The 15,026-nt window shown below is 60.0% G+C and carries 13 protein-coding genes and 1 tRNA gene; 2 read left to right on the top strand and 12 right to left on the bottom strand.

Features of this window, described 5'->3' with window-relative positions; translation table 11 throughout:
• Positions 1-37 precede the first annotated feature (37 nt).
• From DFS28_RS15695 to leuC, 6 genes are all read right to left on the bottom strand, one after another.
• Positions 38-1,048 (bottom strand): aspartate-semialdehyde dehydrogenase, encoded by a 1,011-nt coding sequence (locus DFS28_RS15695; protein WP_111450535.1) that lies wholly within the window; start codon positions 1,046-1,048, stop codon positions 38-40.
• 247 nt (positions 1,049-1,295) lie between these two features.
• Entirely contained in the window at positions 1,296-2,408 is a 1,113-nt protein-coding gene (asd, locus tag DFS28_RS15700; RefSeq protein WP_111450536.1) for an aspartate-semialdehyde dehydrogenase, read from the bottom strand.
• Between the two features lie 69 nt (positions 2,409-2,477).
• A complete protein-coding gene (gene leuB / locus DFS28_RS15705) occupies positions 2,478-3,560 on the bottom strand; it encodes a 3-isopropylmalate dehydrogenase (RefSeq protein WP_111450537.1) in 1,083 nt (360 codons plus the stop codon).
• 62 nt (positions 3,561-3,622) lie between these two features.
• Entirely contained in the window at positions 3,623-4,390 is a 768-nt protein-coding gene (locus DFS28_RS15710; protein ID WP_111450538.1) for a class I SAM-dependent methyltransferase, read from the bottom strand.
• Positions 4,391-4,536: 146 nt separating this feature from the next.
• Positions 4,537-5,181, bottom strand: a complete 645-nt coding sequence (leuD, locus tag DFS28_RS15715; protein ID WP_024164598.1) for a 3-isopropylmalate dehydratase small subunit — start codon at positions 5,179-5,181, stop codon at positions 4,537-4,539.
• 10 nt (positions 5,182-5,191) lie between these two features.
• Positions 5,192-6,610 carry a 3-isopropylmalate dehydratase large subunit gene (gene leuC / locus DFS28_RS15720; RefSeq protein WP_008151269.1) on the bottom strand — a complete coding sequence of 473 codons (1,419 nt, stop codon included), beginning with the start codon at positions 6,608-6,610 and terminating at the stop codon, positions 5,192-5,194.
• A gap of 146 nt (positions 6,611-6,756) precedes the next feature.
• Between leuC and DFS28_RS15725 the strand changes: the two genes are divergently transcribed.
• Positions 6,757-7,647, top strand: coding sequence for a LysR family transcriptional regulator (locus DFS28_RS15725; RefSeq protein WP_111450539.1), 891 nt, complete (start codon positions 6,757-6,759; stop codon positions 7,645-7,647).
• Positions 7,648-7,711: 64 nt separating this feature from the next.
• Entirely contained in the window at positions 7,712-10,990 is a 3,279-nt protein-coding gene (locus DFS28_RS15730; protein WP_111450540.1) for an EAL domain-containing protein, read from the top strand.
• A 104-nt stretch (positions 10,991-11,094) separates the two neighbouring features.
• Here DFS28_RS15730 and DFS28_RS15735 read toward each other — a convergent pair whose 3' ends face one another.
• From DFS28_RS15735 to DFS28_RS15760, 6 genes are all read right to left on the bottom strand, one after another.
• On the bottom strand, positions 11,095-11,541 hold the full coding sequence (locus DFS28_RS15735; protein WP_111450541.1) for an Hsp20 family protein: 447 nt from the start codon (positions 11,539-11,541) through the stop codon (positions 11,095-11,097).
• Between the two features lie 121 nt (positions 11,542-11,662).
• Positions 11,663-12,622, bottom strand: a complete 960-nt coding sequence (locus tag DFS28_RS15740; protein WP_008151277.1) for a tRNA-dihydrouridine synthase — start codon at positions 12,620-12,622, stop codon at positions 11,663-11,665.
• 166 nt (positions 12,623-12,788) lie between these two features.
• Positions 12,789-13,238, bottom strand: coding sequence for a thioesterase family protein (locus DFS28_RS15745; RefSeq protein ID WP_111450542.1), 450 nt, complete (start codon positions 13,236-13,238; stop codon positions 12,789-12,791).
• 48 nt (positions 13,239-13,286) lie between these two features.
• On the bottom strand, positions 13,287-14,120 hold the full coding sequence (locus DFS28_RS15750; RefSeq protein ID WP_111450543.1) for an alpha/beta fold hydrolase: 834 nt from the start codon (positions 14,118-14,120) through the stop codon (positions 13,287-13,289).
• Positions 14,121-14,151: 31 nt separating this feature from the next.
• Positions 14,152-14,691, bottom strand: a complete 540-nt coding sequence (locus DFS28_RS15755; protein WP_008151286.1) for a TetR/AcrR family transcriptional regulator — start codon at positions 14,689-14,691, stop codon at positions 14,152-14,154.
• 184 nt (positions 14,692-14,875) lie between these two features.
• Positions 14,876-14,951: transfer RNA gene (locus tag DFS28_RS15760), tRNA-Glu, on the bottom strand.
• Positions 14,952-15,026 lie beyond the last annotated feature (75 nt).

The raw sequence follows: 15,026 nt of genomic DNA on the forward strand, positions 1-15,026 counted from the left end.
GGCTGGATTCATTCGACAAATTGTTGCCAAGTATCTTTTACAGCAGGTCTTTTATCAACAATTCAGCCACCTGCACAGCATTGAGCGCGGCGCCTTTGCGTACGTTATCTGACGTCAGCCACAAATTAAGTTCCGACAGGTCGTCGATCCCGTGGCGAACCCGACCAACGTAGACCACGTCCTGCCCTACCGCATCGCCTACCGGCGTCGGGTAATCGCCGGCTTCCACCAGCTCGATACCGGGCGCGTCTTCCAGGGCGGCGTTGACTTTTGCCAAGTCGATGTCACTCGCTGACTGCAAGGTCACGTTAAAGCTATCGCCAAAAAACACCGGGGCTTGAATGCAAGTCACGGAAATCTTTAATAAAGGCAGCGCCATGACCTGACGCAGCTCGCGCACCAGGCGTTTTTCCAACAGCGTATGACCTTGATCATCAGGCTTGCCCACTTGCGCCAGCAGGTTGAAGGCCATCTGCCGATCGAAGAAGGTCGGCTCCAGCGGACGCACATTGAGCAGCTCGGCCGTTTGCCGTGCCAGCTCGGTGACGGCTTCGCGGCCTTGGGCGGAGACGGCCAGGCTGGCGGTCAAATTGATGCGTTGCAGATCGAGCAAGCCGAGCAACGGTGCCAGCACAACCGCCAGTGTAGTGGCCGAAGGGCTTGGACTGCTGACCTGGAACGGCTTTTTCAAACCGGCCAGCACCTGCGCGTTGGCTTCAGGCACGACCTGTGGCGCCTGATCAGCCGGCAAGGCGCCGGACAGGTCGATCAGCGAGCAACCGGCGGCTGTGGCACGCGAAGCGAAACTCAGGGTTACCGCCGGGCCGGCAGCGAAGAACACCAGCTGGACTTTACTGAAGTCGAACTCATCGACTTCCCGCACCCGTACGTTCTTGCCGCGAAACGGCACTGAATGCCCGGCCGATTCGCTGCTGGCGAGCAGGTGCAGATTGCCGACCGGGAAGTCGCGCTCTTCGAGAATCTGCACGAGCGTTTCGCCGACAGTACCGGTGGCGCCGATCACGGCAATATCAAAGGACTGGCTCATGGTTCTACCTCTGGCGAAACGGGGGGAGCGGCACTTTACCGGGTGGTTGGCATGCAGGCAATTCACGCCCACCCCGATCATTCCCACGCTCTGCGTGGGAATGCCGCCATGGACGGTCTGCGTCCATCGTTGAGGCAGTGACGCGGAGCGTCACGGGATGCATTCCCACGCAGCGTGGGAACGATCGGCGGGAACAAAAAAACCCGCACCTCTTTCAAGGAACGGGTTCTTTTATGACTTCAACCGATCAACGCTCAAGCAGGATCCGCAGCATGCGACGCAGCGGTTCGGCCGCGCCCCACAACAGTTGGTCGCCAACGGTGAACGCGCCAACGTACTGCGTGCCCATGTTCAGCTTGCGCAGACGGCCAACCGGCACGTTCAGGGTACCGGTGACCTTTGTAGGGCTCAGCTCCTGCATGCTGATTTCGCGGTTGTTCGGCACCAGTTTGACCCAAGGGTTGTGCTGGCTGATCAGCCCTTCGATATCGGCGATCGGCACGTCTTTGTTCAGTTTGATGGTCAGCGCCTGGCTGTGGCAGCGCATGGCACCGATACGCACGCAGATACCATCGACCGGGATCGGGCTCTTGAAGCGACCCAGGATCTTGTTGGTCTCGGCCTGGGCCTTCCACTCTTCGCGGCTCTGACCGTTTGGCAGTTCCTTGTCGATCCACGGGATCAGGCTGCCGGCCAGCGGTACGCCGAAGTTTTCGGTCGGGTACGCGTCGCTGCGCATGGCTTCAGCCACACGACGGTCGATGTCGAGGATCGCGCTGGCCGGGTCGGCCAGTTGATCGGCGACAGCGGCGTGGGTCACACCCATTTGCTTGATCAGTTCACGCATGTGCTGCGCGCCGCCACCGGAGGCCGCCTGATAGGTCATGGCGCTCATCCACTCCACCAGACCGGCTTCGAACAGACCGCCCAGGCCCATCAGCATCAGGCTGACGGTGCAGTTGCCGCCGATGTAGTTCTTGGTGCCCGCGTCGAGTTGCTGGTCGATGACCTTGCGGTTCACCGGGTCCAGCACGATCACCGCGTCATCCTGCATGCGCAGGCTGGAAGCGGCGTCGATCCAGTAACCCTGCCAGCCGGCTTCGCGCAGCTTCGGGAACACTTCGCTGGTGTAGTCGCCACCCTGGCAGGTCAGAATCACGTCGAGGGTTTTCAGCTCATCAATGCTGTAAGCGTCCTTGAGCGGAGCAATGTCCTTGCCCACGGACGGGCCTTGGCCACCGACATTGGAAGTGGTGAAAAACACCGGCTCAATAAGATCGAAATCCTGCTCTTCCAGCATCCGCTGCATGAGCACGGAACCGACCATACCGCGCCAACCGATCAGACCTACACGTTTCATCGCAACTACACCTTCTTTAAAAAGTGGGCCGCTGCTTTCAAGAGTGAAAGTTGCAGCGGGCCCGAGAGATTACAGATTCCGCAGCGCGGCGACTACTGCGTCGCCCATTTCCTGCGTACCGACTTTAGTGCAACCGGCCGACCAGATGTCGCCCGTACGCAGGCCTTGGTCCAATACCAGACTGACGGCCTTCTCGATCGCATCGGCCGCATCCTGCAGATTGAAGCTGTAACGCAGCATCATCGACACCGACAAAATGGTCGCCAACGGGTTGGCAATGCCTTTGCCAGCGATGTCCGGCGCCGAACCGTGGCACGGCTCGTACATACCTTTGTTGTTGGTATCCAGGGACGCCGACGGCAGCATGCCGATGGAACCGGTGAGCATCGACGCCTGGTCGGAAAGAATGTCGCCGAACAGGTTGTCGGTGACGATCACGTCAAACTGCTTCGGCGCACGCACCAGCTGCATGGCAGCGTTGTCGACGTACATGTGGCTCAGTTCGACTTCTGGGTAATCCTTGGCCACTTCCTCGACGATTTCACGCCACAGTTGGCTGGAAGCCAGCACGTTGGCCTTGTCCACCGAGCACAGCTTCTTGCCGCGAACCATGGCCATGTCGAAACCGACACGGGCGATACGGCGGATTTCGCTTTCGCTGTACGGCAGGGTGTCGTAAGCCTGACGCTCGCCGTTTTCCAGGGTGCGAGTGCCACGTGGCGCGCCGAAGTAGATACCGCCGGTCAGTTCACGGACGATCAGGATGTCCAGGCCAGCCACGATTTCAGGCTTCAAGCTCGAAGCCTCGGCCAGTTGCGGGTACAGGATCGCCGGACGCAGGTTGCCGAACAGGCCCAGTTGCGCACGAATTTTCAGCAGGCCGCGCTCAGGGCGGATGTCACGCTCGATGGTGTCCCATTTCGGGCCACCCACGGCGCCCAGCAGTACAGCGTCGGCTGCGCGTGCACGATCCAGGGTTTCGTCAGCCAGCGGCACGCCGTGCTTGTCGATGGCAGCGCCACCGATCACGTCATGGCTCAGCTCGAAGCCCAGGCTGTACTTGTCGTTCGCCAGCTCCAGCACCTTGACCGCTTCGGCCATGATTTCCGGGCCAATACCGTCACCTGGGAGAATCAGAATCTGCTTGCTCATGCTTTCCTCATGTCATCAGTCGGTGCGCCCTTGGGGCACGCCCGGAAAAATTCGTTTGACGCTTATCTTTCAGCCATCAGCACCAGTACATCTGTACTGAACGAGCCATCGGCCTCAATCTCAAAATAGTCGCGCACTTCGTTGCCCATCGATTGCTGCAACTCCAGAATCGCGGCGCGCATCACTTCTGGTGTGCGCATGCGCTCGACCCAGGAGGTGTACTCCAGACGCAGCCGTTGACGGGTAGTGCTACGGGTATGCAACCCCGCTTCGCTGACCTGACGCAACCACTCGCCGGCGGAATAATCGCGCACATGACTGGTGTCGCGCAGCACTTCGACGCTTTGCAGGTAAGTGTCGAACAACGGACTGCCCGGTGACAACACATCGATGAACGCCGCCACGCCGCCCGGCTTCAGCACCCGGCGAACCTCACGCAGGGCCAGGCCGAGATCGCTCCAATGGTGCGCCGAATAACGGCTGAAGACGAAATCGAATTCGCCATCGGCGAATGGCAGGCGCTCGGCGGCGCCGTTTACCGTCGTGACATTGCTGTAACCACGATCAATCGCCGCTGCGGCGACCACATCGAGCATTTGCTGGGACAGGTCGTAGGCCACCACTTCTTTCACCAACGACGCCACATGAAAACTCACGTGTCCGGCGCCGCAACCCAGGTCCAGCACCCGGGCATCGCCCTGCCCTGCCAGCTCTGCCTGTAGCAACGCAAATTCGGTGCCCTGAGCGTGTACGGCGCTGCTCAGATAGGCCGAGGCTTGTTCACCGAATTGCTTTTGTACGACTTGGCTGTGCTGGGCGGTGCTGGTCATGGGACTTCCTTTTTGGGGTTAAGCCTTGTGTTGTCTGGGCTGCCGTCATCGCGAGCAGGCTCGCTCCCACAGGGGGTTTGTGTACGCCGCAAATCCACTGTGGGAGCGAGCCTGCTCGCGATGAGGCCGGCACTACCTACCGAGAATCAAACGTCGCGAAACAACCACGGCTGGCTCGCACGGTGTTTGGCTTCAAACGCCGCAATCGCTTCGTGGTCCTGCAAGGTCAGGCCGATGTCGTCCAGGCCGTTGACCAGGCAATGCTTGCGGAACTCGTCAAGTTCAAAACTGTAGACCTTGCCATCCGGACGGGTCACGGTCTGGGCTTGCAGGTCGACCGTCAACTCGTAGCCAGGATTCGCCTCGACTTGCTGGAACAACTCATCCACTTCAGCGTCGGTCAAGATGATCGGCAACAAGCCGTTCTTGAAGCTGTTGTTGTAGAAGATGTCGGCGTAGCTCGGCGCAATGATGCTGCGAAAACCGTACTCTTCCAGCGCCCATGGCGCGTGTTCACGGCTGGAGCCGCAACCGAAGTTCTCGCGGGCCAGCAGCACACTGGCGCCTTGATAACGCTCAGCATTGAGCACGAAGTCCTTGTTCAGCGGACGCTTGGAGTTGTCCTGGTAGGCATAGCCCACGTCCAGGTAGCGCCATTCGTCAAACAGGTTCGGGCCAAAACCGGTGCGCTTGATCGACTTCAAGAACTGCTTCGGAATGATCTGGTCGGTGTCGACGTTGGCACGGTCCAATGGCGCGACCAAACCGGTGTGTTGGGTAAAAGCTCTCATGTGCGGTTCCTCAGATCAGTTCGCGAACGTCGATGAAACGACCGTGGACGGCAGCCGCCGCGGCCATGGCCGGGCTGACCAGGTGCGTACGGCCACCGGCGCCCTGACGCCCTTCGAAGTTGCGGTTGGAGGTCGAGGCGCAATGCTCGCCGGACTCCAAACGGTCCGGGTTCATCGCCAGGCACATCGAGCAACCCGGTTCACGCCACTCGAAACCGGCTTCGAGGAAAATCTTGTCCAGGCCTTCGGCCTCGGCTTGCGCCTTGACCAGGCCCGAGCCCGGCACGACGATGGCTTGCTTGATGGTCGAAGCCACTTTACGGCCCTTGGCGATCACCGCCGCAGCGCGCAAGTCTTCGATCCGCGAGTTGGTGCAGGAACCAATGAACACGCGATCCAGTTGAATGTCAGTGATCGCCTGATTGGCGCTCAGACCCATGTATTTCAAGGCGCGCTCGATGGAACCGCGCTTGACCAGGTCCATTTCCTTCGCCGGGTCCGGCACGTTCTGATCCACCGCCAGGACCATCTCGGGCGAGGTGCCCCAGCTGACTTGCGGCTTGATCTGAGTAGCGTCGAGCTCGACCACGGTGTCGAACACGGCGTCAGCGTCGGACACCAGGTCTTTCCAGGCTTCGACCGCCATGTCCCATTCCGCACCTTTCGGGGCAAATGGACGGCCCTTGACGTAAGCCACGGTTTTTTCGTCGGCAGCCACCAGGCCAACACGAGCGCCGGCTTCGATGGACATGTTGCAGATGGTCATGCGGCCTTCGACGGACAAATCGCGAATGGCGCTGCCGGCGAACTCGATGGCGTGGCCGTTGCCGCCGGCGGTGCCGATCTTGCCGATTACCGCGAGCACGATGTCCTTGGCGGTCACGCCGAACGGCAATTTGCCTTCGACCGACACCAGCATGTTTTTCATTTTCTTGGCCACCAGGCATTGCGTGGCAAACACGTGCTCGACCTCGGAAGTCCCGATGCCGTGAGCCAATGCGCCAAACGCGCCGTGGGTCGAGGTGTGCGAGTCGCCGCAGACCACGGTCATGCCCGGCAAGGTGGCGCCCTGCTCAGGACCGATCACGTGAACGATGCCCTGACGCACGTCATTCATTTTGAATTCGGTGATGCCATATTCGTCGCAGTAGTCATCGAGGGTCTGAACCTGCAAACGCGAGACCTGGTCGGTAATCGCTTCAATGCCGCCCTTGCGATCCGGAGTGGTCGGTACGTTGTGGTCCGGAGTCGCGATGATCGAGTCGACGCGCCAAGGCTTGCGCCCGGCCAGTCGCAGGCCTTCGAAAGCTTGGGGCGAAGTCACTTCATGGATGATGTGGCGGTCGATATAGATCAGCGACGACCCATCGTCGCGCCGTTTCACTTCATGGGAATCCCAAAGCTTGTCGTAAAGCGTTTTGCCGGCCATCAGTCGGTCCTCATCAGCGTGTTTCTATGCCCTGGGTTTTGAACAATTCAATAACCCCTTGGCTTGTGAGGTCGATCCTAGGGGGTTACATTAAATAACTCAAATTCATATTTTTTATGCTTTGGATAACCAACTGGAATACTGCAATGGACCTCGCCAACCTCAATGCTTTTATCGCGATTGCCGAGACCGGTAGCTTCTCCGGCGCTGGCGAACGGCTGCACCTGACGCAACCGGCCATCAGCAAGCGCATTGCCGGGTTGGAACAGCAATTGAAGGTGCGCCTGTTCGATCGCCTGGGCCGTGAAGTCAGCCTGACCGAGGCTGGACGCGCCTTGCTGCCGCGGGCCTATCAGATTCTGAATGTGCTGGACGACACGCGCCGCGCCCTGACCAATCTGACCGGCGAAGTGTCCGGCCGCCTGACCCTGGCCACCAGTCACCACATCGGGCTGCACCGCTTGCCCCCCTTATTAAGGGAGTTCACCCGACGTTACCCGCAAGTTGCGCTGGATATTCAGTTCCTCGATTCGGAAGTGGCCTACGAAGAAATCCTCCATGGCCGCGCCGAACTGGCGGTCATCACCCTGGCGCCGGAGCCCCACGCATTGGTCAAGGCCACGCCGGTGTGGGACGACCCGCTGGACTTCGTGGTCGCTCCGGAGCACTCGCTGATCAGCCACGGCCCGGTCAGCCTGGCGGACATTGCCCTGCACCCGGCGGTTTTCCCCGGTGGCAACACCTTTACTCACCACATCGTCCGGCGCCTGTTCGAAGCTCAAGGCCTGACGCCAAACATCGCCATGAGCACGAATTATCTGGAAACCATCAAGATGATGGTCTCGATCGGCCTGGCCTGGAGCGTGTTACCGCGCACTATGCTTGACGATCAAGTGGCCCGAATACCTTTACCGGGCATACAACTCACTCGCCAGCTAGGCTATATCCTGCATACGGAAAGGACGCTATCGAATGCGGCGCGAGCCTTCATGGCCTTGCTGGATGCACAAATCGATCTGCCAGGAACTCTCGGCTAAGCTGTGCTACGTCTATAGGGCCTCGAGTCACTGACCTGACACCTCACTCAGCCAAGGCTTGCCAATGCCGAAATCTGTTGACCGTATTCCGCCGATGCCGCGTATACAGGCGCTTGACCCAAAACGGTCCGAGCAGAGCTGGGAAAGCGCCCCACAATTGCTGGCCGCCCTCAACGGTGCACATCTGGGCGCCTGGTATTGGGACATCGAGCGCGGGCAGATCAGTTGGTCGCGGGGTACCCAGGCGCTGTTCGGCTTCGATCCCCGGCAACCGCTGCCGGCGGATCTGGAATACCTCGACTTGCTGCCGCCAGAGGATCGGGCGAAAACCATTCGCGCCTTCGACGCGGTGATCGCCGGCGCCCCGCTGGAACAGGCGATGCATCACCGCATCCGCTGGCCCGACGGCAGCCTGCACTGGCTGGAAATCAACGGCAGCCTGCTGCCGGACAAACACGGCCGGCCACGGATGATCGGCGTCATCCGCGAAATCACCCACCAGCGCCAGCGCGAACAGGCGTTGAGCAGCTCGGAAAAACGCTTCGCCACGCTGTTCCACCTGTGTCCGAACATGGTCCTGCTGACTCGTCAGGAAGACGGCCTGATCAGCGAAGCCAACCAGTATTTCGAAAGCCTGTTTGGCTGGCCAGTACAGAACGCTATTGGTCGCACCACCCTGGAACTGGGCCTCTGGGTGCATCCAGAGCAACGGGCGCAACTGGTCAAAGCCACCAAGGCCAAGGGCGAACTGATCAACATGGAGGTGCAATTTCGTGCCAGCAACGGCCAGATCCACGACGGCATCCTCAGCGCACAAAAAGTTGAGCTCGAAGGCCAGCCGTATCTGCTGAGCACATTTCTGGATACCACCGAACGCAAAGCCGCCGAGCTTGCCCTGAAAGACAGCCAGGAGCGGCTCGACCTTGCTCTGGATTCGGCGCAATTGGGCACCTGGGACTGGCACATCCCCAGCGGCATGCTGTACGGCTCGGCACGCGCCGCCCAGCTACATGGGCTGGAAGCCATACCCTTCCATGAATCCTTCGACGAGTTTTTCGAAGGCGTGCCCGACGAAGAACGTGGCTCCATGCGTGACGCCTATCGCAGCCTGCGAGAAGGCCCGGCCGGCAATTATCAACTGACCTACCGCGTGCAACTGCCGGACGGCAGCTCGCGCTACCTGGAAAGCCGCGCCCGACTCTATCGCGATGAAAACGGTGCTCCGCTGCGCATGGCCGGAACCCTGCTCGACATCACCGATCAGGTGGAGCGCGAACAGCTGCTGGTGGCGTCCGAAGAGAAGTTCGCCACCCTGTTCCAGGTCAGCCCGGACCCGATTTGCGTGACCCGTCAGGACACCGGCCAATTTATCGAGATCAACTCCAGCTTCACCCAGACCTTCGGCTGGAGCGCCGCCGATGTGATTGGCCGCGTCGCCGACGAAATCGGACTATGGGACGCTTCGGCGCAAAGCCTGCGACGGATCGAGCAGGTCATCCGCGAACAGGGTCTGAACAATGTGGCGATCCTCGTTCAGCACAAAGACGGGCAAGCCCTGACCTGCGTGATTTCCAGCCGCCAGATCAGCGTCGGCGATCAGCCGTGCATCGTCACCACCCTGCGCGATATCACTCAGCAGCAACGCTCGGAAGCCGCGCTCAAGGCCAGCGAAGAGAAGTTCGCCAAGGCCTTCCACTCCAGCCCCGACGCTATCACCATCACCGAGCGCGACACCGGGCGTTATCTGGAGGTTAACGACGGTTTCTGCCGCCTGACCGGCTACCGCGCCGATGAAGTGGTTGGGCGCACGGTGTATCAGATCGGCATCTGGGCCGAGGAAAAACAACGTTCGGCGCTGCTCGCCGAACTGCAGATCAAGGGCCGGGTGCATCACCAGGAAATGCTCGGGCGCAATAAACGCGGCGAGTTGCTGACCGTAGAAGTCTCGGTAGAACCGATCACCCTCAACGAAACCGCCTGCCTGCTGCTGACCGCGCGGGACGTCAGCCTGTTGAAAAATGCCGAAGCGCAGATCCGCCACCTGGCCTACCACGACCCGTTGACCAACCTGCCCAACCGCGCCCTGCTGATGGATCGCCTGAGTCAGCAGATTGCCCTGCTCAAGCGCCACAACCTGCGCGGCGCCCTGATGTTTCTCGACCTTGATCACTTCAAGCACATCAATGATTCGCTCGGTCATCCGGTGGGCGATACCGTGCTGAAAATCATCACCGCGCGCCTCGAAGCCAGCGTGCGCATGGAAGACACCGTCGCGCGCCTGGGCGGCGACGAATTCGTGGTGCTGCTCAGCGGACTCGAAGGCTCGCGCAATGAGGTCAGCGAGCAAGTCCTGCAACTGGCGGACACCTTGCGTGAATTGCTGTCGGAACCGATGTTCCTCGACGGACAACGCCTGCAAGTCACTCCGAGCATCGGAATCGCGCTGATTCCCGATCACGGTTCGACCCCGACCGACCTGCTCAAGCGCGCCGACATCGCCCTCTACCGGGCCAAGGATTCGGGCCGCAACACCGCGCAGATGTACCACAACACCATGCAGAAGGCGGCGAGCGAACGCTTGCGCATGGAAACCGACCTGCGCCTGGCCCTTTCCCGGGGTGAGTTCCGCGTGCATTACCAGCCTCAGGTCGACGCCCGGAACGACCGCATCGTCGGCGCCGAGGCGCTGGTGCGCTGGAACCATCCAGAACTCGGCGCGCAATCCCCCACCGAATTCATCAAGGTGCTGGAGGACAGCGGGCTGATTCTGGAAGTGGGTACCTGGATCGTCGACGAAGCCTGCAGCGCCTTCAAACAACTAATCGCCAAAGGCCTGGTCAATCCGCTGGACTTCAGCCTGTGCGTCAACATCAGCCCACGGCAATTTCGTCAGAATGACTTTGTCGAACGCATCGAACACAGCCTCGAAAGCCACGGCCTGCCCTTCTCGCTGCTGAAACTGGAAATCACCGAAGGCATCGTGATCCAGAATCTGGAAGACACCATCAAAAAAATGCGTAGCCTGAAAAAACTCGGCGTGAGTTTCGCGATGGACGATTTCGGCACCGGTTACTCCTCGCTGACCTACCTTAAACGTCTGCCGGTCGACACCCTGAAAATCGACCAATCGTTCATCCGCGACGCCACCACCGACCCCAACGACGCCGAGATTATCCGCGCCATCGTTGCCATGGCCCGCAGCCTGGAATTGAAAGTGATTGCCGAAGGGGTAGAGACGCCGGAGCAGCTGGAATTCTTACAGGGGCTGGGCTGCCATTTCTATCAGGGGTATTTGCACAGCCCGCCGCTGCCGGCGGAGGACTTCCAGAAACTGCTCAAGTGAGAGCAGCACACCTGCAATTTTGTAGCAGCAGCCTCGAAGGCTCGGCAGCGGCTACAAATGGGCACAAAAAAGGGCGCCAGTGGCGCCCTTTTCATTGCGCTGCCTTAGTGCTGCAGCGCTGGCTTTTGCGTCCCGTTGATCGGGATGCGTTTGGCTTTCGCCTCTTCCGGAATTACCCGCAACAGGTCGATGCTCAACAAACCGTTGCTCAGACCGGCGGCCTTGATTTCGATATGGTCCGCCAGACGGAAGGACAGTTTGAAGGCACGCTGTGCGATGCCTTGGTACAGATAGGTGACGTCTTCGGTCGCGTCACGCTTGCCGCCACTGATGGTCAGCACACCTTTTTCCACTTGCAGCTCCAGGTCTTCTTCCTGGAAGCCGGCGGCCGCTACGACGATGCGGTATTGGTCGTCGCCGTGTTTTTCCACGTTGTAAGGTGGGTAGGTGCTGCCTGGCTCGTTGCGCAGGGCGGATTCGAACAGGTCATTGAAACGGTCGAAACCTACCGAGGAACGGAACAGTGGTGCCATGGAAAATGCAGTACTCATGATTCAAATCTCCTGAAACATATCAGCAAGTTTTTTTGTCTCCGCGACCCGAATTCGGCATCGCGTAATCCTTAAATAAGGACCGCTGATTGCTTTTCAAGAGATTATCTACAGATTTTTTTCAGGCAGCTTCGGACACCTGAAGACCCAGTAAACGCGAGACATGATCCAGTTCGGTCTCACGGCGCAGCACGGTGAACAGCTCGACCGCTTCGGGATAATTGCGGGTCAGCATCGCCAGCCACTGCTTCAAGCGACCCGGCGATTGCCGTGCCGTCATCTGCGCCTTGGCTTGCAGCCAGAAGTCCTGAATCAATGGCAGCAACTCGGCCCAGGTCATCTCGACGACGTCCTCACCCGCCCGCGCCATTGCGATTTGCCGTGCCAGGTCCGGACGCGAAACCAGGCCGCGACCGAGCATGATGTCCTCGACGCCGCTGATTTCACGGCAACGACGCCAGTCTTCAACGCTCCAGATGTCGCCATTGGCGAATACCGGAACCTTGACCACATCCTGCACCCGGGGGATCCATTCCCAATGGGCTGGCGGCTTGTAACCGTCAGTTTTGGTCCGCGCGTGGACCACGATGTGCGCCGCGCCACCTTCGGCCAGGGCCGTGGCACACACCAGCGCACCGTCCGGGCTGTCGAAACCGAGGCGCATCTTGGCAGTCACCGGAATGTGCGCCGGAACGGCACGACGCACGTGTTCGACGATCTGGTTCAGCAGCTCAGGCTCTTTGAGCAGCACCGCGCCGCCACGGGACTTGTTCACGGTCTTGGCCGGGCAGCCGAAGTTCAGGTCGATGACCTCGGATCCCAGTTCGCACGCCAGCGCAGCGTTTTCCGCCAGGCATACCGGATCGGAACCGAGCAGTTGCACCCGCAGCGGCACGCCGGAGGCGGTGCGGGCGCCGGTCAGCAGTTCCGGGCCGAATTTGTGGTAATAGGCAGGCGTGAGCAGTTGATCGTTGATCCGAATGAACTCGGTCACGCACCAATCGATACCGCCCACACGGGTCAGCACGTCCCGCAGGATGTTGTCGACCAACCCCTCCATGGGCGCCAAAGCAATTTGCATGAGAAACACACTCAACGAAAAACGTGCGGCAGTTTACTGGATTGCGCGGAAAATCTGCAGAACATCGCAGATTCCCCTGTGGGAGTGAGCCTGCTCGCGATAGCGTTGTGTCAGCCAACAGTGATGCTGCCGATGCGCCGCCTTCGCGAGCAAGCCCGCTCCCACATTAGATTGTGGTTGTATCCAAGACTTGCAACGCGGGGCCGTAGCCCTCGATGAACTCCGCCGGCATGCGCTTGGGCTTGCCGGTCGACAATTCGATGCAGACGAAGGTGGTCTGCGCCCGCAGCAACGTGGTGTTATCACTGGGGCGCTTCAACTGGAAGTGCCGGGTCATTTTCAGGCGCTGGTCCCAATCGACGATCCAGGTCGCCAATTGCAACTCATCGCCTTCATAGGCGGCCGCCAGGTAATCGATCTCGTGCCGCACCACCGCCATTGCCCGATCCAGCCGACGATACTCGACCAGATCCAGGCCAAGCCGCTGGGAATGGCGCCAGGCACAGCGTTCGAGCCAGGTCACGTACACCGCGTTATTCGCGTGCCCCAACCCATCGATGTCCTCTGCGCCGACTTCCAGATCAATGATAAATGGCGTTGCCCGATCCCAGCCCATGCCCCACTCCCGGTCAGAAAATTTTCACCGGGGCAGTGTAACGGATGCTCAGGCCGATTGGCGCGATTGCAGACTGCGACCGGCGAGCAACGAGAGAACGCCTTCGATCACCCGAGGGTCAGCCAGCACCCGTTGATGACCACCCTCCTCCAGGCGCAACAGACGGCTATCAAACCAGGCCTCGTTGATCAGCTGCGATTCCTTGACCGGAACGTAGCAGTCGTCTTCGGCGTGAACGATCAGGCCGGGCATATCGAGCTGATAGTGCGCGACATCCAGGGCCGCAGCGCGCATGCCGACGTCTCTTTCGACCTGACGTATGAACGCCGAGCGGGCTTTCGGTGGCAGCCGTACATAGCGGGCGAAACCGCGCAATACGCCGAGAATCCGCGCAGGGGCTGCGATAGTGACCAGGGTTTCAGTACGCAGGCCCAACTGAACGGCGAGCATGGCACTGGCGCCGCCCATCGAGTGGCCGATGACGGCTTGCAGCGGTGGCAACTCGGCAGCAGCCTCAAGCATGGCCCGGGCGAACAGCACCACATTGGCCTCGCGACCCGGCGAGCGACCGTGGGCCGGACCGTCCAGCGCAACCACGGTGTAACCGGCGTCGACCAGCGCGGTGATCAGGCTGGCAAACTGCGTCGGCCGGCCTTCCCAACCGTGCATCAGCAACACGGCAGGGCCTTGCCCCCAACGCAGCGCCGAGAGACCGAAGCGCAAGGTGATTCGCTCGGACTTCGCCAACAGCGGCAATTCCCAATCACGCGGCGGCAGTTCTCGCGGTGTCATGAATGCCAATCGCATTTTGCTCGCGACCAATTTCGGTGCGAACCAGCCCAAGGTGCCATTAACGCCACGAACCCACTTTAACGCGCTCATCGCTCTCACTCCTCAGGCTAATGCCTTTAGGTCACAGCACCGCAGACTTGGCGGCGCGCAGCAATCGATCGGACAATTCTCCTGGCCCCAACGCGCGAGCCAAAGCCAAACCACCGACCATCAAGGCCATGTCGGCCAAGGCTTTGTCGGTGTCTTCCGGGCTGGCCGCCAACTGCGCGACCATCATTTCCACATGCTCATTCAACGCCACGCGAAACGCGTCCGGCAGACGCCCCAGCTCACCGACAGAAGCCGGAATCGGGCACGCTGAATCAGAGGAATCACGGTGTTTGCGCGACAGATAAAACGCAGCAACCAACGCGCGACGTTCTTCGCCGGTCAATTCGGCGTCCATATCGGCGATCAAGCCACGGCGATGACCGAGCAGTTGCTTGAACGCTTCCAGCATCATCGCGTCCTTGCTTTCGAAGTGCGCGTAGAAGCCGCCGACGGTCAGGCCGGCCGCACCCATCACTTCGCCCACGCTCGGTTCGGCCGGGCCGCGCTGAATCAGCGCTGCGCTGGCAGCCTTGAGGATGCGTTCGCGGGTTTGAGCTTTTTTATCGTTCATCGTTGCCTCCGAATATTACGACTAGAATATTATTCTCATAATAATTTTGCGCAAGTCGTGGATGTGACCGCTGGTCTGAAGAACAGTTTGAAAGAATTAGGGGGATTTGGCCAAACGCCAGACAAACAAAAGGGCCATTCAATAATTGAATGACCCTTATAAAATCCCGCAGAGCGGGTAATCGTGGCGTCCCCTAGGGGACTCGAACCCCTGTTACCGCCGTGAAAGGGCGGTGTCCTAGGCCACTAGACGAAGGGGACGCAAAACCTTCTATACAACTGATCAGTGCTGAGAGCTGATCGATTCAAGGCCGGTGTGGCCAGACCTTGAACTGT

This window comes from Pseudomonas sp. 478, assembly GCF_003254125.1.
Taxonomy (GTDB): Bacteria; Pseudomonadota; Gammaproteobacteria; order Pseudomonadales; family Pseudomonadaceae; genus Aquipseudomonas.